The 20,582-nt window shown below is 56.0% G+C and carries 19 protein-coding genes; 7 read left to right on the forward strand and 12 right to left on the reverse strand.

All coding sequences use genetic code 11. The features are described 5' to 3' along the window. Positions 1–169: 169 nt before the first annotated feature. Together hpf and ACSQ13_RS16080 are read left to right on the forward strand one after the other, a co-directional pair. On the forward strand, positions 170–736 hold the full coding sequence (gene hpf / locus ACSQ13_RS16075; protein WP_176250419.1) for a ribosome hibernation-promoting factor, HPF/YfiA family: 567 nt from the start codon (positions 170–172) through the stop codon (positions 734–736). 44 nt (positions 737–780) lie between these two features. Then, positions 781–1,245: a PTS sugar transporter subunit IIA gene (locus tag ACSQ13_RS16080; protein ID WP_176250418.1), complete on the forward strand. Its 465-nt coding sequence runs from the start codon at positions 781–783 to the stop codon at positions 1,243–1,245. A gap of 5 nt (positions 1,246–1,250) precedes the next feature. Here the strand turns inward: ACSQ13_RS16080 and ACSQ13_RS16085 are convergent, their stop codons facing one another. The 9 genes from ACSQ13_RS16085 to cysQ all read right to left on the reverse strand — a co-directional run bounded on the left by ACSQ13_RS16085 (position 1,251) and on the right by cysQ (position 11,483). After that, positions 1,251–2,678 carry a nodulation protein NodH gene (locus ACSQ13_RS16085; RefSeq protein WP_176250417.1) on the reverse strand — a complete coding sequence of 476 codons (1,428 nt, stop codon included), beginning with the start codon at positions 2,676–2,678 and terminating at the stop codon, positions 1,251–1,253. A 3-nt stretch (positions 2,679–2,681) separates the two neighbouring features. Beyond that, positions 2,682–4,379: a DUF5927 domain-containing protein gene (locus tag ACSQ13_RS16090; protein ID WP_176250416.1), complete on the reverse strand. Its 1,698-nt coding sequence runs from the start codon at positions 4,377–4,379 to the stop codon at positions 2,682–2,684. Further along, positions 4,376–5,356: a glycosyltransferase family 2 protein gene (locus ACSQ13_RS16095; protein WP_176250415.1), complete on the reverse strand. Its 981-nt coding sequence runs from the start codon at positions 5,354–5,356 to the stop codon at positions 4,376–4,378. Before ACSQ13_RS16095 ends, ACSQ13_RS16090 begins: the two co-directional genes overlap by 4 nt. 95 nt (positions 5,357–5,451) lie before the next feature. After that, positions 5,452–6,582 (reverse strand): glycosyltransferase, encoded by a 1,131-nt coding sequence (locus ACSQ13_RS16100; RefSeq protein ID WP_295507970.1) that lies wholly within the window; start codon positions 6,580–6,582, stop codon positions 5,452–5,454. A 67-nt stretch (positions 6,583–6,649) separates the two neighbouring features. Further along, the gene (gene galE, locus ACSQ13_RS16105) at positions 6,650–7,633 is read right to left on the reverse strand and encodes a UDP-glucose 4-epimerase GalE (RefSeq protein ID WP_176250413.1); all 984 of its coding nucleotides are present in this window, start codon (positions 7,631–7,633) and stop codon (positions 6,650–6,652) included. 20 nt (positions 7,634–7,653) lie between these two features. Beyond that, positions 7,654–8,547, reverse strand: coding sequence for a UTP--glucose-1-phosphate uridylyltransferase GalU (gene galU / locus ACSQ13_RS16110; protein ID WP_176250412.1), 894 nt, complete (start codon positions 8,545–8,547; stop codon positions 7,654–7,656). Between the two features lie 109 nt (positions 8,548–8,656). Beyond that, positions 8,657–9,889 (reverse strand): glycosyltransferase family 2 protein, encoded by a 1,233-nt coding sequence (locus ACSQ13_RS16115; RefSeq protein ID WP_295507975.1) that lies wholly within the window; start codon positions 9,887–9,889, stop codon positions 8,657–8,659. Continuing rightward, complete coding sequence (locus ACSQ13_RS16120; RefSeq protein ID WP_295507978.1) at positions 9,886–10,686, reverse strand: 3-deoxy-manno-octulosonate cytidylyltransferase; 801 nt, start codon at positions 10,684–10,686, stop codon at positions 9,886–9,888. Before ACSQ13_RS16120 ends, ACSQ13_RS16115 begins: the two co-directional genes overlap by 4 nt. Continuing rightward, positions 10,686–11,483: a 3'(2'),5'-bisphosphate nucleotidase CysQ gene (cysQ, locus tag ACSQ13_RS16125; protein WP_176250409.1), complete on the reverse strand. Its 798-nt coding sequence runs from the start codon at positions 11,481–11,483 to the stop codon at positions 10,686–10,688. The genes ACSQ13_RS16120 and cysQ overlap by 1 nt, the downstream gene beginning before the upstream one ends. A gap of 113 nt (positions 11,484–11,596) precedes the next feature. Between cysQ and ACSQ13_RS16130 the strand changes: the two genes are divergently transcribed. Beyond that, the gene (locus ACSQ13_RS16130) at positions 11,597–12,421 is read left to right on the forward strand and encodes an ABC transporter permease (protein ID WP_176250408.1); all 825 of its coding nucleotides are present in this window, start codon (positions 11,597–11,599) and stop codon (positions 12,419–12,421) included. Between the two features lies 1 nt (position 12,422). On the opposite strand, the gene ACSQ13_RS16135 is transcribed toward ACSQ13_RS16130, so the two are convergent. Next, complete coding sequence (locus ACSQ13_RS16135; protein ID WP_295507981.1) at positions 12,423–13,025, reverse strand: alpha-ketoglutarate-dependent dioxygenase AlkB family protein; 603 nt, start codon at positions 13,023–13,025, stop codon at positions 12,423–12,425. 209 nt (positions 13,026–13,234) lie between these two features. Between ACSQ13_RS16135 and dnaK the strand changes: the two genes are divergently transcribed. The 4 genes from dnaK to ACSQ13_RS16155 all read left to right on the forward strand — a co-directional run bounded on the left by dnaK (position 13,235) and on the right by ACSQ13_RS16155 (position 17,890). Beyond that, entirely contained in the window at positions 13,235–15,142 is a 1,908-nt protein-coding gene (gene dnaK, locus ACSQ13_RS16140; RefSeq protein WP_176250406.1) for a molecular chaperone DnaK, read from the forward strand. A gap of 77 nt (positions 15,143–15,219) precedes the next feature. Further along, positions 15,220–16,377: a molecular chaperone DnaJ gene (dnaJ, locus tag ACSQ13_RS16145; protein WP_176250405.1), complete on the forward strand. Its 1,158-nt coding sequence runs from the start codon at positions 15,220–15,222 to the stop codon at positions 16,375–16,377. Positions 16,378–16,473: 96 nt separating this feature from the next. Beyond that, complete coding sequence (radC, locus tag ACSQ13_RS16150; RefSeq protein ID WP_176250404.1) at positions 16,474–17,235, forward strand: RadC family protein; 762 nt, start codon at positions 16,474–16,476, stop codon at positions 17,233–17,235. Positions 17,236–17,302: 67 nt separating this feature from the next. Beyond that, positions 17,303–17,890 carry a hemerythrin domain-containing protein gene (locus ACSQ13_RS16155; RefSeq protein WP_295507987.1) on the forward strand — a complete coding sequence of 196 codons (588 nt, stop codon included), beginning with the start codon at positions 17,303–17,305 and terminating at the stop codon, positions 17,888–17,890. A 4-nt stretch (positions 17,891–17,894) separates the two neighbouring features. Here ACSQ13_RS16155 and ACSQ13_RS16160 read toward each other — a convergent pair whose 3' ends face one another. Continuing rightward, a complete protein-coding gene (locus ACSQ13_RS16160) occupies positions 17,895–19,457 on the reverse strand; it encodes a phosphate ABC transporter substrate-binding/OmpA family protein (protein WP_295507990.1) in 1,563 nt (520 codons plus the stop codon). An 18-nt stretch (positions 19,458–19,475) separates the two neighbouring features. Then, positions 19,476–20,483: a hypothetical protein gene (locus ACSQ13_RS16165; protein ID WP_176250402.1), complete on the reverse strand. Its 1,008-nt coding sequence runs from the start codon at positions 20,481–20,483 to the stop codon at positions 19,476–19,478. Between the last annotated feature and the right edge of the window lie 99 nt (positions 20,484–20,582).

Below are 20,582 nucleotides of genomic sequence, written 5' to 3' on the forward strand. Positions count from 1 at the left end.
GGAGTTATGGCGACACTACGTTCCTTGTTTGTCCTACCTGACCCTTTCAACCAAGGGCCAAAGGCATTCATTCTGAACGCATCGCCATTCACCCGCATCTGACCCCGCCCCAAACCGCGTTTTTCGCGGTCATGGACGCTGTTCAGAACGTTATGAATAAGGAGACTATATGCGGTACCAAATCAGTGGCAAACAGATCGACATCGGCGAAGCCCTGCAGACCCATGTGAAAACCGAACTGGGCGAAGCAGTCAAAAAATATGCAGAGCGTCCGACGGATGCGAATGTCATCTTTTCCAAGTCCGCCCATGAGTTTGTTTGCGAAGCGACGGTGCATCTTTCAACCGGTCTGACCGCGTCGGCAAAAGCTCATGCTACTGATATTTATGGCTCTTTTGACTCCTGTGCAGCCAAGATGGAAAAACAGCTTCGCCGTTACAAGCGACGGTTGAAGGACCACCACAGAGAGCGCCCGGAGCCTGTTGAACTTTTCGGCGCTTCCTCGTATATCCTCGCATCAGAAAGCGATTCAGATGCGCAGGAACCCGAAACCCTCCAACCCATGATCATTGCCGAAATGCAGACCAAGATCGCAAACTTGTCTGTCGGAGAAGCGGTTATGCAAATGGAAATTTCAGGCTCACCTGTCGTCGTGTTTCGTAAAGAGGGTAAAGAAGGCGTAAACGTTGTGTACCGTCGTGATGACGGAAACATCGGCTGGATCGACCCGTCCTAGACACAACGGATCGCGAAAAAGCGGACCAGAATTGAGCCAGCAGAATGAATTTTGCGACACTCCTAAAGCCCGGGGCCGTTAAGGTTCTGACGTCCGCATCAAGCAAGAAGCGTCTGCTCCACGATATCGGGGAGTTGGCGTTTCACGCATATGGTCTGGAGTCTGGCGCTGTTGTCGAAGCTTTGCAAACGCGCGAATCCCTTGGCCCCACAGGTGTGGGCCACGGGGTCGCCTTGCCACACGCACGTCTTGAAGGGTTGGAAACTGTCCTTGGCGCGTTCGTGTTGCTGGACAAGCCGATTGATTTCAACGCAGTCGACCGACAGCCGGTTGATATTGCCTTTGCGCTTTTTGCCCCCGAAAATGCTGGTGTTGAGCATCTAAAGGCATTGGCACTGGTATCGCGCACGCTGCGCAACGCATCGGTCTGTGCCAAGCTGCGCGCAAACCCGGAGCCGACGACGCTTTACACAATTCTGACAGAAGCACAGGCAACGCAAGTGGCCTGAGGTCGCTATTGCCAGCTGTCAAACCCGAAAATCATATAATCCCGCTGATAGGCATCCGAGGCGAGCTTTTCGATCTCGGCATCGTAAATTTCTGGCAGGTCAAACGGGCCGGTTTGCAGGCGCTTCGGCACGGCTGGCGCCGCCGTGACGCCAACGGATGCCGCCAGTTCGGCCAAATCGTTTTCCAGATCTGCCTCGCGGATAATGCGGTCGGGAAGGGCGAATTCGCCGAAACCCTGTACGGCTTGCGCTTGGGTACACCAGGCTTGATCAACACGAATGGCGGTCTGGCCATTCAGGTTCCCCTTGAGGAAAACCAGAAACGCCTTGAACGCCGCGCGATGCGCATCCGCGTCATAGTTGGCATCGGGTTCGCCTTCGGGCAAAGGCAGTTTATAGCGCCTGATCAGATTGCCCCGCAGCTGGGTATAGCTGCCCTTGCCGGTCGTCACGATATGGCGGCAAAAGGCGTCATGGGCGCGGTCAACGGGGTGGCGCAGCACCGTAAAGCTGCGATGCCCGACATTGCGGCGTTTCCATTGGCGCAAATCCTTTTGGCTCATCTTGTTGTGCAACTGGTTGCGCTTTACCCCATCAACGGCAGCCAGCCAGTCCAGAACCTGCGGTTCCGGCCCGCTGCGCAGCGGCAGATACAGCAAGGGTGCTTCGGCCGCAGCAACATAGGACGGCACCACAGGCCCGCGACGGGGCTCGAAATTCGGCGTGCGCGTCAGATCAAAGCGGTCCAGCCGCGCCAGAGCCGAAAGCATATCATCGTAATTGCTGACCTTGGTCGAGATAGGTTCGGGATTTTGCTTTTTCAGGCTTTTGTCCAACCCCTCAAGCGCCTCGTCCACACCCAGGAACCGCGCAAGCCCGTTCATCACCTCGACGCTTTGCAGGTCTTCGTAGGCGACATAAAATGCAGTCTGGCCCAAAACCTGAAGACGGTTCAGCAACAGCAACTGGAACTCTTGCAGGGCTTCCAGATGGGCCGCGAATTCATCCTCGTCAAACAGCGCCTGACCGGCCTTATGTGCCTTCATGTCGGTCAGCTTCCACTGTCCGGTGGCCTGCGCGATCTTCCAGCTGACATAGCTTTCGACGGGGTTGCGGGTCAAAATGATCTTGGCACAGGTGTCGTCATTCAGCAGCGTGTCCAGCACGCGGGGGTCGTGATCGTGAAAATAGCGAAAACCGCCCAGCCCGTCGGATTTTGTCCGTATCGCAGCCAGCAGGACGTCAGGGTTGGTATCACGGGTTTCCTGATCGACACCCAGAATATCCGCCGCCTTTGGGTAGCCAATAAAATGCGGGTTAAAGGCCTCTCCGTGGCAGGAGATACCCTTGAAAGCGTTCAGGTTGGTTTCAAGAAAATTCGATCCGGTGCGCATCTCGGCGAAAACAACAAAGCTTTTGAAACTGGAAGGCATGATTTACTGCACCAAATAGGGTTTGCGCGACGACGCCTGATTGGCTGCCACACCGCGTTCCACAGGGAAGTCGCCCATAAGATGCGGATGCATCCCCTGATTCTTGAGGTTTTGCAAAAATTGCCCGAACCCTGACAGATCGACCATCCTTGGGACCTCGGCAATGCGGTTCAGCTTGGTGTGTCCGATCTCGTCCAAAATCCCTTGAAGCGGCTCCATCGGAGCCTCGATGAATTCGGCCATATTCCAGATCCGGACGCGCGCCTTGGTATAGGGCGACCGCAGGATGTTCATATGTTCGCTTTCGACTTTTTGCAAAATCGCAGCCTCGCGGCGGATGTCGGCGAAATCCATATTCGACCGGAACAAAGGCACCGACCACGCACCCGTAATAACGGACACCTGCGCATTCGGGTCTTTGGCAATACGCCAGCAAACGTCCTGATTGTCACCCGGCCCGAATTGGAAACATTGCCGTTCGCCACGGGTGTTCCAGATCAGGTTGGTTAGAAACGCCTTGGCATTGTAATCGCGGGTCGTGGCACTGTCGCTTAGCGCACCGTTGATGGCTGTCTGGTTTTCGGCATAGTGAACCTTGTCAGGGGCAAACAGATGCCCGTGCACGCGCGCGCCTGTGGATTTTGCCAACCACGGCTCAAAATTCTCGAACAATTCGGCAAAGCCCTGAAACATCGAATACGTGGCCGCAGTCACCCCGTTTTCCCAGTCTTCATTCGGGAAACGGCTTTGCATATACAAACCCGACCGCCCGCGCGTCCGGCGTTCAACGGCCTTGGCAAAGATGCGGTCGATCTTGCCGGGGTTCGGCTCGGTCTTTTTCAGCGCGTCGGCTTCGTCGGTCAGAAACGCCTCGTAGAGGCGATCTGCGTAGGGCCAGATCTTGCGCGCGACAAAGCAGTCAGAGCGCCGCAAAAGCTGCAAATGGTCATCATAGAAAATATGCGGTTTACCCTGAAAGTCGAATTTGGACAGGGTCAGTGAACGGCTTTCGATCTTGATCGCATATTGCCGCGCCAGGGTCTGGAAATAGCTTTCGTCGGGAATCCAGACATGGCGGAAATAGCGGTCGTATTCATCACGGTCAGGGTCTTGTAAAATAGCTGATAACGTCTGGCGCGTAAGACACCACCATTGTGACCCCATATGCGGGACAAGGCCGTTCGGCATTTTACGCTTCAGGCCGATAATGCGTTGGAGAGCGACTGATTTATCAAACAAATACCGCTGCTTCTTCCAGGAAAACGGGAAGTGCATGGTAAAGCGTTCTTCGTCCAGACCGCCCACTGTCCATGGCACATCCGCTGTTGTCGCGCTTTCGATAAAGTCGGTTTTGGGACGTGCTGCAAGATAGTTGATCAGCTCTTGGACCGGGCGAAGTGGCAGGCAGGAACCGGATGCAAGATAGACATGGCGCACGTCGGGAAACTGCGCCAGCATCATCTCTGATCCCGCCTGAGAGGCCGCGATGATGCCCCAGGTGCCCCATTCACACCGGAACCGTTTGCAGAATTTCAGGTCCGGCACATCAGACAGGCTTTTGACAAAGGCGTCATAGACCTTGCGCGACACGTTTTTGTCGACATGGATAACGACGGGACAGCCCGCAGCCGACCAATGGCGCGCGACCTGCTCCGCCCGGCCAAGGGCAGTATGCACCAACATGACAACACCGACAGTCATGCCCAGTTCCCCTTGGACATGAGGCCCAGAATTTCAAGCTGGCGCCAGTTGATATAACGTTCAGACCATTTGCACCAAAGCTGGGGATCGGACTGCAAGCTTTCGGCATAGGCCTTGTATTCGACCGACCCGGCATAGTGTTGACCGCGCTCAAGTTCCTCAAGCGCTTTGGCGCTAAAGGTATCAATGAACTTGGCATGCAGCAGCACGCCCGACGCCTTTTCCCCGCCCCATTCGTCATAGACCTGGTTCAGCCCGCGTGGCAGCAGCATATGCGTCGAACTGACATAGACATAGCGCCGGTCCCATTTCACCAGCGGTATCTTGTTGAGCGCCGGCGCTTTCTTGGGATCGTCCTTGAAGAAGACACGCGCGCGCGGGCCACCCTGAATCCATAAATTCGCAAAACCGAAGTTACGCGAGAGCGAATAGTTTCCGCTGTCGAACCACGATGCAATTTCGATCGGGTTTTGCCCCGATTGATAAGGTTGTTCGTCAAGCCGCCCCTTGGGGTACATATCCAGCAACATCGCGGAAAACGACTTGATCGACGACGCATCCAGCCAGTCGGTTAGCGCCCGCAACGGTCTTGTATCACAAAACGGATAAATCAGGAATTCATCAGGGTCGACGGTCAGGGTCCAATGACCGTGGGCATGTTTCATCTGCAACCAATTCAGCCAATCCACACCAAACCGCGCGCTCTTATAGCTTGCGCGAGCGTGCCATACCGACACATCCGGCTGATCCGCCAAGTATTCCGCAGATCCGTCATCGCTGTTATTGTCCACGAAAAAGAAATGACCAACGCCCAGTTTCCGGTAGTAATCAAGGAAATAGGGCAGGCGTATTTTTTCGTTTCGCTGCGTGCAAAACAGCAAAATATCGTCGGGCTTGATCTGTTTGGTGCGGTTCACAATAGGCTTTAGCTCGCGGCGCTTGCGAAACGCGCGAATACGCCATCTCTTGCGCTGCATTCTAAGCCGATATGATTGAACGATACCCAAAAACTGCCCTTCATTCTCGGGGGTGTGCTAAGCTTTTTAACCAGAGTGGCCCGTTATGGGACAGTCTACGCCCGCAGGCTTAACACACTATTGAAATGATTTTGCCATGTCGGACCTTTAAACCCCGTCAAAGTATCATCTATTTCTGGCGCGCTGGCCCATTTTTTTATTACCCTTAACCACTGATACTGGTCTGAAACGCTTGCGTAAACAGGCTTATCACTCAAAAACTCGTGCAAGACCTCAAGATCGTTGCATAAAACACGCGTTTCCAGCATCAGCGCCTCAAGCGGAGGCAGGCCAAAGCCCTCGGCAAGGCTAGGGAACAATGCGCCAGCAGCATTTTGCACCAGTGCCCCAAGGGCAGCATCCGACAGATCTGGCAATTCTCGCACGCGGCTATCGGGGCCCAGAGAATCAAGACGGGCAAACAGCGCTTCATTGTTCCAGCCACGGGTACCACAGATCAGCAAAAGCGGTGCATCCGCGCCCAGAGCGTCCCAAATATCCAGCAAGAAGGCGTGGTTTTTGCGAGGTTCAATTGTTCCGACGGTGACAAAATACGGCCCCTCTGGCGGCAGGCCCACAGGCAGCGCTGACAGGTCTGACTGGGGTGTTACTGTTCCCAGATGCGCAACAATACCGTTTGGGACAGCCCCCCATTCGGCCATTCTCGCCTCGCTCCGGCGTTGTGTATCGGCCGAATTATAGATCACACGATCAGCCCATTTTTGCACGCGCTGCAACTTGTCTTGAAACGGCTTTACCGTCCCGGGGCGCTGGTATTGCGGATATTCAAGCGGGATAACGTCGTGGACCAGCACATTGATATCGATGCCTTTGGCGTTCATCCCCGATAAAGCGCGGGTGGTCAGGTTGCTGTGGCCCACATTGAAATAGCTGCACGGTGCAGGCAGTTTAGCCAGCAACCGTGACAGACGCCAAGGCGTAGCGCGTGCAATAGCCAACCGCCGGAAATCAGCCTCGGCGCGCTTCCCCGCCATCGACCGGCCCCGCAGGAATCGGGAAAGAACATCAGGCGGGCCCCAGCCAGATCGCCCGACCATCCGGTCTTGAAGCCCCTGCAAACCGGCGCGATCCAGCAAAAGGTAGCCATACGCGGTGCGGGCCAGGCCAAAGCAAGGCGCATCATCCGATAAAAAGCGCGCGAGATAGGCAAGTTCGACCCGATCCACACCCGTCGCCATACGCCCAGCGCGGCGCAGAGTCCGCGTGATATCCAGCAGCCGGGCGGGCGGTGCTTTATGTGTCGTAGCGGCCAGTTTGGTGCCATCTCCATGCGTCAGAAATCATTTGCGACATGGTGGACCGTTTGGGGGACCACCCCAGCTCTGCCATAGCGCGGGTGGACCCCGAAACCAGCTTGGTGCAATCGCCCGGACGACGCGCGCCTTCCTTGACGGGTACCGCGCGATTGGTCACCTCGCCGCTGTGATCGACCACTTCGCGCACTGAAAACCCGGTACCGGTACCCAGATTGAACACCCGGCTGGGCTTGCCTTCCAGCAACCAGTTCAGACCCAACACATGGGCATCAATCAGGTCGCAGACATGCACATAGTCGCGGATGCAGGTGCCATCGGGCGTATCATAATCCGTGCCAAAGATTGTCAGCGCGTCGCGTTTTCCGTCGATCGCATCCAGCATCAAGGGCACAAGATGTGTCTCGGGCTGGTGGAATTCGCCCACCTCCCCCTCGGGATCAGCGCCAGCCACATTAAAGTAGCGGAAGATCACATTCTTCAGGCCATAGGCTACTTCAAAATCGCGCAGGATGTCTTCGATGGCACGTTTGGACGCGCCATAGGCGTTGATCGGCAGCTGAACGCTGTTTTCGTCCAGAACAACATTATCCTGATCACCATATGTCGCGCAGGTGGATGAGAACACGAAATTCTTGCACTCGGCCTCAACCGCAGCTTCGATCAGGTTCAGCGATCCCTGAACGTTATTGCGCCAATAGACACCGGGCTGATTCATGCTGTCGCCCACCTGACTAAGTGCCGCGAAATGCATGACTGCAACGGGTTTATACTGCGCAAATGCCGCGTCGATTTGGGCGCGGTTCAGCAAATCCCCTTCGATCATCGGCCCGAACTTGACAGCATCACGCCAGCCGGTGACAAAATTATCAAAGGTCACGGGGGTAAAGCCGGCAGCGGCAAGGGCTTTGCATGCGTGCGATCCAATATAGCCCGCACCGCCGGTTACCAAAACATTCGCCATCAATTCGCCTTTGCCAAAGTCTATTGAGCAGCTCTATCAACGCTCATGATATCTTGCAAATAGGCATAGAGATCATCGCGCAGGTCTTCCCGGGCCAGACCAAAGGAAACAGTCGCCTGAAGGAACCCTGATTTAGAACCACAGTCAAACCGTTGCCCCTTGAAGCGATAGCCGTATACGTCATGGCCTTGCGTCAATTCCGCCGCAATCGCATCGGTCAGCTGGATTTCCCCGCCCGATCCGGATTTCAGGTGGCTCAGGTTCTTGAGCACGTTTGGCGACAGGATATAGCGGCCGATCACGGCCAGATTGGATGGAGCGTCTTCGGCTTTGGGCTTTTCGACCATGCCGCGCACCTTGACCAATGCGCCCTGATCGTCCGCCACATCCAGCATCCCGTAGGAAGAGGCGCGTTCTCGGGGTACTTCCATCGCGGCGACCATGTTGCCGCCGGTTTCTGCGTAGGCCTCGACCATTTGTTGCAAGCAGGGCTTTTCGGCGGCAATCACGTCATCTGGCAACATAACCGCGAAAGGTTCGTTGCCGATCAGACGACGGGCACACCAGACAGCGTGACCCAACCCCAACGCCTTGTGCTGGCGGATATAGGCGATGGCACCACTTTCCATGTTTGTATTCTTCAGAATTTCCAGAAGCTCGGTTTTCTTTTTCGACCGCAATTCCTGCTCGAGCACAGGGGAGTGGTCAAAATAATCTTCCAATGCGCCTTTGCCGCGCGAGGTCACAAAGATGAATTCCTTGATGCCGGCAGCGCGTGCTTCGTCAATCGCGTACTGGATCAAAGGGCGGTCGACCAAGGTCATGATTTCCTTTGGCACCGATTTGGTCGCTGGTAGAAACCGCGTACCCAAACCCGCCACCGGAAAAATTGCTTTTGTTACCTTCTTGCGCATAAATGCCCCTGTAGACTTCATATTTGTTTTTTGCTCTGTAAGACACAAACCACTAACAATGCAGTGTTAAAATAGTTTTGCCTGAAAAATATAGCGAGATTTTGCCCGTTTATCGGCGAAAGCCTCTTTGTAAAGCGATCCGCCGGGTTTCCTGCTCTGCCTTTCTGGCTCTGGATGACAGCTTGAACACACGATCACTGCGCTCAACCTTACCAAAAAGCCCGCCTTTCTGCACCCATAATCCGTCATCCGTGAACGACACTTGGTGGAATGCAACCGTGGGTGACAGAATCAACAACGTCACGATATGGCCCGACGCCAAATCTTCCAGCGCGCGCTTGCGGTCCCGTGTGGCGCTGAGCGGTCTGCTTACGATCATCTTGGGGTGTCTTGGCTGGCTCGGGAAACGCTTGAACGGATCAATGGGATGTTTCGCAAGCGGCGCAGGTGCGACTTTGCGTTCCAGCCCTTCGGCATAGCCGCGATCCAACCGCTGCATCAGGCGACGTATATCGCGCGGTTCCAGCGCGCCAGTTTGAAGAAACCTAAGCGCCCTTTGACGCTGTTCTTTGCGAAGGCTGCGCCATTGGGCGGGTCTGTCGCCTTGGGGTACGTGTTTGCGTTGGAAAACGGCCCAGCTTGCCCCGATATCGAACAGGTCGGTCGGCACCCTCGCCGCTGTCCGCATTCGGTTTTCTGCGTAGCCGTGGTGGACCTCGGCCAAAGGGACAATCGCCGTGGCATAGCCCGCTTTGGCCAAGCGCATGTTCAGATCGGTTTCGTCCAGATAATAGTGAAAGGCCGGATCGAACCCGCCCAGATCAATCACCACATCGCGCCTAAACGCCATGTTAGTGCCTTCTGTCTTGATCGCGCGGCCTTTTGGTGGCGTCATCACTGTCGCCTGTTGCGGATCAAGCGTCAGCGCGTGGGGCATCCCGTTATTGTCCAGACTGGCAGCTTTCCATTGATAGGAAATGCCATTGCGTCCGCGCACATATCCCCCCATCGCCGCAACACCACTGCGCATGGCAGGGGCAACCAGATGGCGCAGCCACATGGGTTCAGGCACCGCATCATCGTCAATATACGCAATGATCTCGCCCGCAGCATGGCAAAGCCCAAGATTGCGCGCAGCCGAGATATTAGGCGTATCGTAAGGGACCAGCTTTAGGTCGTCGGCAAAGGGCAAGGCTGTGGCCGATGCGATCCCTGCGGGGTCCGCAACGACGACCACCTCGAAATTCCAGTATTGCAGCTGCGAAATGCCTGTCAGCGTGCGAGCCAGTGATTGTGGGCGTCCACGACTGACGATCACAACACTGACAGGCAGGTCGATCATTCCAAACCCATCTGCGCCATCATTGCCTCGATCTTGGGCACGTCTTCGGGGTTGTTCAATTCCCAGAACTGGCGGCCTTTTGCCTCCACCTCGACGCACAAAACCGTATGACTGTTTTCCATGAACCGAAGCTGTTCCAACCCTTCGAGCTGCTCAAGCGGGCCAACGGGCCACGCGGGGTATGCAGCCAGCGCATCGGGGCGATATGCATAGACACCCACGTGATGAAAAACCGGTGTCGGATCATCGTCGCCATAGGTTTTCGACGTGAACGGCACGACTTCTTTCGAGAAGTAGAGCGCACTGTGATCGGCCGCAAAGACAGATGTCGTGCCCCCGACGCGCCCCGCTTTGCGATCGGCAAGCAGGCTGTTCAACGCAGCACCATCGCAACGCAACACAGGCGTGGCTATCCCTGCTTTAGGGTCGCTTTTCAGCCCCTCGACCAGGCTTTCGACGAACCAATGCGGCGTCAGGGGGGCGTCCCCCTGAAGGTTCACAACGATGTCGTATCCGCCGCCCAGAACCGCGTGTGCCTCGGCGCAACGTTCTGTTCCATTGGCGCATTCAACCGACGTCATGACGACTTCGGCACCAAAGGCTTCTGCCGCCGATTTGATCCGGTCATCGTCGGTTGCGACAACAACCTTGTCCACACCCTGCACTTCGCAGGCCGCGCGCCAGCTGCGTTCAATCAGACTGCGGGATGTGCCGCTGGCCCCCTTGAGCATCGCCAAAGGTTTCGCCGGATAGCGGGTCGATGCATAGCGGGCAGGGATTACAATCAGGACCGACATCAAGACGCCTTTAGATCGACGCCGGGTGCATAGGCGATAAAGAACGGATTTGCGAAATCAGCCTTGCCGTATGTCAGCGGTGTCAGATCATCAAAGCGCACAACCGCACCGCCTGCCCCGTTCAGGACTGCGTGACCCGCGGCAGTGTCCCATTCCATCGTGCGACCCACACGCGGATACAGATCAGCCTCGCCCGTGGCGATCAGACAGAACTTGAGCGACGAGCCCGCGCTGGTCATGTCACGCACGTTGTATTTGGCGATATAGTCATCGGTCGCCTGATCGCGATGCGATTTCGATGCCACGACCATAAGCGCCGAATTATCCGGGTTAGAGACTGTAATTGCCTTTGTCGGGCCCGTTTCACCCTTGGGGAAATCACCGGTTTCTTCAACAGCGCTGCCATCTGCCAGCGTAAAGAACATACGCCCGCGCGCAGGGGCATAGACGACACCACGGGTCGGCACGCCGCCTTCGACAAGGGCGATGTTCACGGTGAAATCACCCCGGCGGTTGATAAATTCCTTGGTGCCGTCCAGCGGATCAACGATCAGGAACGTATCGCCACTGGCGGTATGTGTGGCGGATTGTTCTTCGGTGACCAGCATAACATCGGGAAATGCAGCGCGCAGACCGTCGGAAATGATCTTGTCCGCTGCCTCGTCCGCGATTGTGACGGGGCTTTCATCAGACTTGGTTTTCACCTCAAAATCATCGGTTCCGTAGATCTCCATGATCTTGTCGCCCGCCTCCAGCGATAGACGCCGCATCACTGTCACCAGCTTTTGATAATCCATTATGACGCGACCCCTTCAGTTTCGTTGATTACTTTGCGCAGACCCCTTATGATTATAGATTAACGGAACAGCAAGAATTCCGTGCAAAAACCCATTGCATAGAGGCTTTTGAGATGTTCCAACCCCGCCGCACTGCCCAAGGGCCACTCGCCTCCGCCCTTTCGATTGCTGAACTGGTGTATCATTCGGTTGTCCGGCAGGTGCGCAAGCAGCACAACAATGCCTTTGCTGCGATCGGGATCAACATCTTTCAGGCGGTGATCTTTGTTGGCGTCTTCTATGTGATGTTTTCGCTCCTCGGCATGCGTGGATCTGCGATCAGGGGTGACTTTGTCATCTATATCATGAGCGGCATCTTCCTTTACATGATGCACACCAAAACGGTGACGGCTGTTGTCGCAGCCGAGGGGCCCGCCAGCCCGATGATGCAACATGCCCCGATGACAACGATGGTCGCTTTGGCGGCTGCGGCGTTGGGGTCCCTTTATGTTCAGATGCTGTCGCTGGTGATGATCATGTCGGTCTATCACCTCGCCTTTAATCCGGTGGTTATCTACGACTGGTCAGGGGTGTTTGGCATGATGATGGTGGCATGGTTCACCGGAGTAGCCGTTGGCATGGTCTTGCTTGCAATCAAACCTTGGGCACCGTCTTTTGCGACGATTTTCACGTCCCTGTACCAGCGTGCCAACATGATCGCGTCGGGCAAGATGTTTCTGGCCAATTCACTGCCCAGTTTCATGCTGGCCATGTTTGACTGGAACCCGCTGTTCCACATCATCGATCAGGCGCGCGGTTTCGCATTCATCAATTACAACCCACGCTACAGCAATTGGGAATACGCGGTCTGGGTTGGTGTCGTTTTGATGGTGATCGGTTTGATGGGCGAATTTTATACCCGCAAACACGCCTCGGCCAGCTGGAACGCGCGGCGCTGACCTAATCGACCACACGCAGGGTCAGGTTGATACGCCCGCCTTTAGGCAGCAACTTTGACGATCCGGCCCTGATCCGGTCCACCCCGTGATGGTTCAAACGCGCCTCGCCGCCCATGACAACCACATCGCCTGATTGCAGCCAAAGACTGTCGGTTTTGCCGCCGCGCTTTTGGCCGCCGATCCGAAACAGCGCTTCGTCGCCCAGCGAAACCGATACCACCGGCCACCTGAAATCGGCCTCGTCGCGGTCTTGGTGCATGCCCATTTTCGCGTCAGATGCGTAATAGTTGATCAAGCAACACTCGGGCCTGCGCTCCAACCCTGTCAGGCTGTCCCAAATCGCCGAAACGGGATCAGGGATCGCAGGCCAGACCGCCCCGTTCGGATGGGTTTCTGCATAGCGATAGCCGTCGGCATCCGACATCCAGCCATACTGACCCGCAGACGTCATACGCACAGACATCTTTTGCCCACCGGGTGTGACCGGGCGGAAAAACGGGGCTGCCTTGACCACAGTGCGCACCCCATCCAGCACGGCGCGCTGCGCATCGGGATCAAGAAACGCTTTGTGGATTTCAAAGCCACGCAACCGCAAAACCGTCATTTATTTGCCCCTCATGGCCTGAATACGGAAAAATCCACACAGATTCTCCATTTCCTTTCTCATGCAACGGTTGCAGGGTCCAGAACTGCTCCTTATATACCCATCGAACCGCTGAGGGCATCCCGCCCTTGGTCCAAAAGATCGGGGCACGGGTGCCACAATGGGCCCAAGCCTCGTGTCATCGCCTTAACTCAATGAGGGATCAAACCATGGCCAAAGTAATTGGTATCGACCTAGGAACCACCAACAGCTGTATCGCCATTATGGACGGCAGCCAGCCACGCGTTATCGAAAACGCGGAAGGTGCACGTACAACTCCATCAATCGTCGCCTTTACCGACGACGAGCGTCTGGTCGGCCAGCCTGCCAAGCGGCAAGCGGTCACAAACCCAGAAAACACAATTTTCGGCGTTAAGCGCCTGATCGGGCGTCGCAACGATGACCCGGATCTGGCCAAGGACAAAAAGAACCTGCCGTTTAACGTCATCGACGGCGGCAATGGCGACGCATGGGTCGAAGCCAAGGGCGAGAAATATTCCCCTTCGCAAATCTCTGCGTTCATCCTTGGCAAGATGAAGGAAACAGCTGAATCGTATCTGGGCGAAGAAGTGACCCAGGCGGTTATCACTGTGCCTGCATACTTTAACGACGCCCAGCGTCAGGCCACCAAAGACGCGGGCAAGATTGCCGGTCTTGAAGTGCTGCGGATCATCAACGAACCGACAGCGGCGGCCCTGGCCTATGGTCTGGACAAAAAAGAAACACAGACAATCGCGGTCTATGACCTTGGCGGTGGTACATTCGACGTAACCATCCTGGAAATCGACGACGGTCTGTTCGAAGTTAAATCCACCAACGGTGACACGTTCCTTGGTGGTGAAGACTTTGACATGCGCATCGTGAACTACCTTGCGGATGAATTCAAAAAGACCAATGGCGTTGACCTGACCAAAGACAAGATGGCGCTTCAGCGTCTGAAGGAAGCGGCAGAAAAGGCCAAGATCGAACTGTCCAGCGCAAGCCAGACAGAGATCAACCAGCCGTTCATCTCGATGGGCAAAGACGGTTCGCCCTTGCACATGGTGATGAAACTGACCCGTTCCAAACTGGAACAGCTGGTTGGTGACCTGATCAAAGCGTCGATGAAGCCATGTGCCGCCGCGTTGAAAGACGCTGGTATCTCGGCCTCTGACATCGACGAAGTCGTTTTGGTTGGTGGTATGACCCGCATGCCGCGCGTCATCGAAGAAGTGACCAAATTCTTTGGCAAAGAGCCGCACAAGGGTGTGAACCCTGACGAGGTTGTTGCCATGGGTGCGGCCATTCAGGCGGGCGTTCTGCAAGGCGACGTGAAAGACGTTGTTCTGCTTGACGTTACACCGTTGTCGCTGGGTATCGAAACATTGGGCGGCGTATTTACCCGTCTGATCGATCGTAACACCACGATCCCGACCAAAAAGTCTCAGGTCTTTTCGACTGCCGAAGACAACCAGAACGCTGTGACCATCCGCGTGTTCCAAGGTGAACGCGAAATGGCTGCGGACAACAAGATCCTTGGTGCCTTTAACCTGGAAAGCATCCCGCCAGCACCACGCGGCATGCCCCAGATCGAAGTGACCTTTGACATCGACGCGAACGGTATCGTTGCTGTTGGCGCGCTGGACAAAGGCACAGGCAAGGAACAAAAGATCACGATCCAGGCCTCTGGTGGTTTGTCCGATGCAGACATCGAAAAGATGGTGAAAGACGCCGAAGACAATGCCGAGGCCGACAAGGAACGTCGCGCATTGATCGAAGCGAAAAACCAAGCGGAATCGCTGATCCACTCGACCGAAAAGTCGTTGGAAGAGCATGCCGACAAGGTTGACCCAACCACCGTCGAAGCGATCGAACTGGCCATCGCGGCCCTGAATGACGAGCTGGAAACCGACAACGTCGAAAAGATCAAATCGGGCATTCAGAACGTCACAGAAGCAGCGATGAAATTGGGCGAAGCCATCTATAAGGCCGCACAAGACAGCAACGAAGACATGGCCGAGGCAGCTGATGCACCTCATGGCGATGACGATATCGTTGATGCCGACTTCGAAGATCTGGACGACAACAAGCGCGCGTAAGCGTGCCATTGGAACCACTGATGGGGCCGGTCCGCTTGCCGGGCCGGCCCGTCACGTTCCAGCGTAGGAGCTAATTCATGGCCAAACGTGACTATTACGAGATCCTCGGGGTTGCCAAAGGTGCATCCGCTGACGAGATCAAAAAAGGCTACCGTACCAAAGCCAAAGAATTGCATCCCGACCGCAATGCCGACAATCCCAAGGCCGAAGCCCAGTTCAAAGAAGCGAACGAAGCGTATGAGGTTCTAAAGAACGCCGACAAGAAAGCAGCCTATGACCGTTACGGTCACGCCGCTTTTGAAGGTGGCATGGGCGGTGGCGGTCAGCGTCCTGGTGGTTTCGGCGGCGGCGGTCAGGGTGATTTTTCATCCGCATTTTCCGATGTATTCGACGATTTGTTCGGCGATTTCATGGGGCAACGTGGTGCTGGCGGCGGCGGACGTCGTGCCGCGCGCGGTGCTGACCTGCGCTACAACCTTGGCATCTCGCTTGAGGATGCTTTCACGGGACTGCAAAAATCGATCAATGTGCCAACATCCGTTGCCTGCGATTCCTGTAGTGGCACAGGTGCCGAAGGCGGCGCTGAACCCACGACTTGCCCGACCTGTTCCGGCATGGGCAAGGTGCGCGCGCAGCAGGGGTTTTTCACGGTCGAACGTACCTGCCCGACCTGTTCGGGTATGGGTCAAATCGTTAAAAACCCATGCAAATCCTGCCGGGGTGCGGGCCGCCTTGAAAAAGAACGCGCGCTTTCGGTGAATATCCCCGCGGGTGTCGAAACTGGCACACGTATTCGCCTTGCTGGCGAAGGCGAAGCCGGGATGCGTGGCGGTCCATCGGGTGATTTGTACATCTTTATCGAAGTGCAAGATCACGAGCTGTTTGAGCGTGACGGGCCAAACCTGTTTTGCCGCGTTCCCGTGTCAATGAGCACGGCCGCCTTGGGTGGCAGCATCGAAGTGCCGACCATTGATGGTGGGCGCGGGCGTGTTCAAATCCCGTCGGGCAGCCAGTCGGGCCGTCAGATGCGTTTGCGGGGCAAGGGTATGCCCCCCCTGCGCGGTGGTGGCACGGGCGATATGATCATCGAACTGGCGGTCGAGACGCCCGTGAACCTGACCAGTCGCCAAAAAGAATTGCTGCAAGAGTTTGAAAAGGAATCCGAGAACAACAACCCGGAATCCAGCAGCTTCTTTTCCTCGGTCAAATCCTTTTGGGATTCGATGAAGGGCTAAAATTAGGGTGGGGCTTTGGCCCCGCCTGACCCCACATCCTGTGTTTCTTCGGACGCGTTAACTTGTTTGTAACCAGTGGCCATAGATGCTGCTGCTATGCGAAAAAACGCCTCCTCTTTTGCTGATCCACTGCTGCCCTTCCTTCGGGATGAAGCACCTTTGGCGACCCCTGTTTCAGCCAAGCAACCTTCCTACATTGCCGATCACCGCCAACGGTTGCGGGCGCGGTTCATGCAAGGAGGTGCTGACCCGCTCCCGGATTACGAACTGCTTGAACTGGTCCTGTTCCGCGCTATCCCCCGCCGCGATGTGAAACCGCTTGCCCGTGCACTGATGGACAGGTTTGGCGATTTCAACCGCGTTATCACAGCCCCCGAGCCGCGCTTGCGCGATATTTCAGGGGTCGGCGATGCCGTTATTGTCGAGCTCAAAATCGTCGAAGCAGCAGCGCATCGCATGGCCCGGTCAAAAATCATGCAGCGCCATGTTGTGTCCAGTTGGGACGCCCTGCTTGATTATTGCCACACCGTGATGGCGCACCGCGAAACCGAACAGTTTCGGGTTCTCTATCTTGACCGTAAAAACGTCATCATCACAGACGAGGAACAAGGCAAGGGAACGGTTGACCATGTGCCCGTCTACCCCCGAGAGGTCGCAAAACGGGCGCTTGAATTAAACGCCAGCGCGTTGATTCTGGTGCATAATCATCCATCCGGCGATCCGACCCCGTCCCAGGCTGACATCGACATGACACAGCAGGTTATGGCAGCCTGCCAGGCCCTTGGGATGACCCTGCACGACCATCTGATCATTGGAAAATCAAACGAGCTGAGCTTTCGATCCGAAGGATATCTTTAAATCTGCGGCTGACCTGTTCGGATTTGCAGAATTTACGTGACGGCCCGTATCTTCTATCACGCACTCCATGACAGATATGAATATCCCCCAAGATTTGCTTCTTTCAAAACGCGACGGGTTGCCAGATGCACTGCGCGCCCTGATCAAAGCATACCCCCGTGCCGGTTGGGTTCAAAACCCCAACTATTCCCAGCTGATCGCCTTTTGGCTTGACCGTCACATGATGTTTCGCCGCTTGCTGGACCAGTTGGACAGCGACGTCAAAGCAGCGCTGGATGGCGCTGAATCCCAAGACGTTTATAAACGTAAACTGCACCGGTTTGGCGGCATGCTGATCAATGAATTGCACGGACATCATCAGATCGAGGATGCACAATATTTCCCCGTGATGGCCAAGCTTGAAAAAAACGTCGAGCGGGGTTTTGATATTCTGGATGCCGATCATCATGCCTTGGATGGCATCCTGTCGGATCTGGCAACCAGCGCCAATGGCGTCTTGCAACACGGCGGGGCGACTGAGGGGTTTATCGATGCGGCAGCCGCGTTCAAAGGGCGGTTGGATGCGTTTCGCCCGATGCTGAACCGTCACCTTACCGACGAGGAAGAATTGGTCGTGCCGGTCTTGCTGAAATACGATCCGCCGCAGTTCCGTTAACGGCCTAGCGCACCCAGACTTCGACGCGCCGGTTGGCCTGCCGGCCCCACGCGCTGTCATCGCAGGCCATTGGCAACGCCTCGCCGAACGCATCAACATCCAATGTCACACGTTCAAGGTTAACGGTTACGGCTGCGGTGGTTACGGCACGGCGCACGGCTTCTGCACGGCGCAGGGCAATCTCTCGGTTGGCGCGGGCAGCCCCTTCACCATCACTGAAACCTACGAACAAAAGGCGGCGCGCATCATACTGACCAACCTCAAGCGCGCGGGCCAATTGCTGTACGTTTGACCGCGATTGCGCATCCAGTCTGACCGACCCTGTTTCAAACCGGAAAGACGTGGAAAGCCGCGCCATCGGGGTCAGCGTCGCAGTCATGCGTTGCAGTTCTTCCAAGGTGGTTTCGGGGCCGGCGACACTGATCGCGTTGGCAAAACGATTGCCCTGATCATCGACCGGGATTTCTTCGGGGGTTTGATCCACAAATCCCGCCCGGCGGATTACGATCTGCGCCGTCGGGCTGCGGGTGAACGACAGAAAATCCCGCGCCAATTGCGGCAAACGCCGAGCCGGAAAATACAGAAACATCGGTGCCGTCAACGGATAGTCTTCGGTTTTGATCGTCCGGCGAGAGGCATCAAGCGCAAACCCGCAAGCGCCTGTTAACGTCAACACATTGGTATTTCGCCGCTCGGCATAGCTGGTGATGCCCAGGGAAAAAGTATCAGCTGCAACGGCAGTCGCCAAATCAACCGGCAGCGCATGGCGGGTGATACCTTTCGCCAGTTCCAGGTCGACAGGGCCCAAGACCTGATCCGTGATCGCCTGCGCCAGACCGCTGCTGTCATCGGGCAGGTGCAGATCAATCGGCGCGTCAGGCCCGCCCAAGCTGTTCCAATTCGTGATCTTGCCGGAAAAAATTCCAGCCAGGGTGACTGGCGAAATGGATTTAACCGGGCTCGACGCCGACACCACCGGAACAACCGCATCCAAGGCCAACACACGGCTACGGTTCAGCCCTGTCATGTCGCCCATTCCTGCTTCTCGGGCACGTTGGCGTTCCTCGGGGCGCATTTCGCGCAGGGACATCACGATATCGGCCTCATCGGCCAGTAGATCGGCAAAGCCCTCGTCGGTATTGCTGGCATGAAACATAAAGATGCCAACTGTCTTCCCGGTTTTCTCGTCTTCCAGAAGATAGGTAAACCGGTCGTCTTCCTCATCTTCACGGCGGGCGCGATAGCCGCTTCGAGCGGCAAAGGCGTCAATGAGGGCGGGCATCAGAACCTGCCCCATTGTGGCCGAGCCGGATAATTGCAGCTCAGCGACATAGCTTTCGAGGTTGGGACAGCCCGGACCAGAACATTGTACTCCTGACCCGTCGACGGTCAGTTCGCCATATTCGGTGTCGATCCGGTAAAATTCGCCGTCAAAACCCAGCAGTGTCCCGCTAAGTTCGATCTTGCCATCCCGCGACGTCAGCGCCACATCCTGTGCCACCAAGGATCCAGCCCAGCCAAATATGAAAAGTGCGGCGAAAACCGCCGCACGTAATGAAGTGAGCATGTACCCTCAAACGCTGATTTAGTTGCTGGCAACTTTCAGGTCTGTGAACAGATTATTCAACACCAGAAAGCTACCAACTGCATCACAATCGGGCACAGACAGGGTTAAATCTCGTGTTCGGATATCATTCCCCGAAACCAGTTCCAAGGATTGGGCTTCTATCTCCTGGCCGCAATTGCGTGAATTCACCTCTGCCTCGACGCTGATTGCAACGCCGCCATCGCGGCCAACACTGTCAGCAGGCAAGGTATACACTTCGGCAATCATCGGTGAAGTCGCGCTCAAATCACCGTTGATGGTGATAAACCCGCCTTCGCCTGTGATCGCTGACGCCATATCGCGCGGCTTGCCAGACCAGACATGGCCGGCGTCGCCGTATCCTGCGCCGAACTCAAGCGCGTGAATCTCGAAGCCGGCGTTGTCTTTCCATTGCAGGACCACACGGTCAAAATCGGCAAGGTCTTCGACTTTGGCCTGCGCCACGGCACCGTCACCATTGCCAAAGGCAAATACAAACACGGCTGTTTCGCTTAGGGCGGGAACGTTGATGTTCAGCCCGCCGGTGGACGACGTGGTTTGCGAAAAGATCATGCCGTTGTGATGAACGGTGATCCGTTCGTTCGGAAGGCACGGCGCATCAAGGGTAAGGTTTACCATTGCGGCGGCCATCGGGCGCGCCTCGGCGCTGATCTCGCAACTGTCAGAGACCACCTGTGCCGAAGACCCTGCCACAGGCGCTTCAACGTCTGATACGGCGGCAAGCGTTGCCTCTGTAGCGGGTACAGAAAACTCGACCTCGACTTTCTCTTGGTCCAGATCAAAGGCTGCCGATGTCAGTTCGATATCCTGCACCTCGAGGATCGACGATTCAGCGGCAAGGCCTTGCATCTCACGCTCATGCTGCGCCACGTCCGATGCGGCCCCGTAACGGTCGGTCGCCGCGTCAGAGCTTTGCATGATAAATCCGATGCCCAAAGCGCAACCAAGGGTGCCTGCGGCAGTAAAGATTTCTTTGGTACGTGACATGTCGATGACCCCGCTTGGAATGATTCCAGTCGAATATCGGACATAAGGACGTCGAAGCTAAGGCAACGCAAAGGTATCAATCAGGCAATTTTGAGGCAG

This window comes from Sulfitobacter sp. SH22 (assembly GCF_965641905.1).
Classification (GTDB): domain Bacteria; phylum Pseudomonadota; class Alphaproteobacteria; order Rhodobacterales; family Rhodobacteraceae; genus Sulfitobacter.

Excerpts from the sequence above, each read along its gene's own strand:
- galE (WP_176250413.1), bottom strand. The coding sequence starts at position 7,633 with ATGGCGAATGTTTTGGTAACCGGCGGTGCGGGCTATATTGGATCGCAC.
- radC (WP_176250404.1), top strand. The coding sequence starts at position 16,474 with ATGCGAAAAAACGCCTCCTCTTTTGCTGATCCACTGCTGCCCTTCCTT.
- ACSQ13_RS16135 (WP_295507981.1), bottom strand. The coding sequence starts at position 13,025 with ATGACGGTTTTGCGGTTGCGTGGCTTTGAAATCCACAAAGCGTTTCTT.
- ACSQ13_RS16165 (WP_176250402.1), bottom strand. The coding sequence starts at position 20,483 with ATGTCACGTACCAAAGAAATCTTTACTGCCGCAGGCACCCTTGGTTGC.
- ACSQ13_RS16080 (WP_176250418.1), top strand. The coding sequence starts at position 781 with ATGAATTTTGCGACACTCCTAAAGCCCGGGGCCGTTAAGGTTCTGACG.
- dnaJ (WP_176250405.1), top strand. The coding sequence starts at position 15,220 with ATGGCCAAACGTGACTATTACGAGATCCTCGGGGTTGCCAAAGGTGCA.
- ACSQ13_RS16095 (WP_176250415.1), bottom strand. The coding sequence starts at position 5,356 with ATGCAGCGCAAGAGATGGCGTATTCGCGCGTTTCGCAAGCGCCGCGAG.
- ACSQ13_RS16085 (WP_176250417.1), bottom strand. The coding sequence starts at position 2,678 with ATGCCTTCCAGTTTCAAAAGCTTTGTTGTTTTCGCCGAGATGCGCACC.
- ACSQ13_RS16115 (WP_295507975.1), bottom strand. The coding sequence starts at position 9,889 with ATGATCGACCTGCCTGTCAGTGTTGTGATCGTCAGTCGTGGACGCCCA.
- ACSQ13_RS16155 (WP_295507987.1), top strand. The coding sequence starts at position 17,303 with ATGACAGATATGAATATCCCCCAAGATTTGCTTCTTTCAAAACGCGAC.
- ACSQ13_RS16130 (WP_176250408.1), top strand. The coding sequence starts at position 11,597 with ATGTTCCAACCCCGCCGCACTGCCCAAGGGCCACTCGCCTCCGCCCTT.
- ACSQ13_RS16120 (WP_295507978.1), bottom strand. The coding sequence starts at position 10,686 with ATGTCGGTCCTGATTGTAATCCCTGCCCGCTATGCATCGACCCGCTAT.
- galU (WP_176250412.1), bottom strand. The coding sequence starts at position 8,547 with ATGCGCAAGAAGGTAACAAAAGCAATTTTTCCGGTGGCGGGTTTGGGT.
- ACSQ13_RS16160 (WP_295507990.1), bottom strand. The coding sequence starts at position 19,457 with ATGCTCACTTCATTACGTGCGGCGGTTTTCGCCGCACTTTTCATATTT.
- ACSQ13_RS16090 (WP_176250416.1), bottom strand. The coding sequence starts at position 4,379 with ATGACTGTCGGTGTTGTCATGTTGGTGCATACTGCCCTTGGCCGGGCG.
- dnaK (WP_176250406.1), top strand. The coding sequence starts at position 13,235 with ATGGCCAAAGTAATTGGTATCGACCTAGGAACCACCAACAGCTGTATC.
- hpf (WP_176250419.1), top strand. The coding sequence starts at position 170 with ATGCGGTACCAAATCAGTGGCAAACAGATCGACATCGGCGAAGCCCTG.
- cysQ (WP_176250409.1), bottom strand. The coding sequence starts at position 11,483 with ATGGATTATCAAAAGCTGGTGACAGTGATGCGGCGTCTATCGCTGGAG.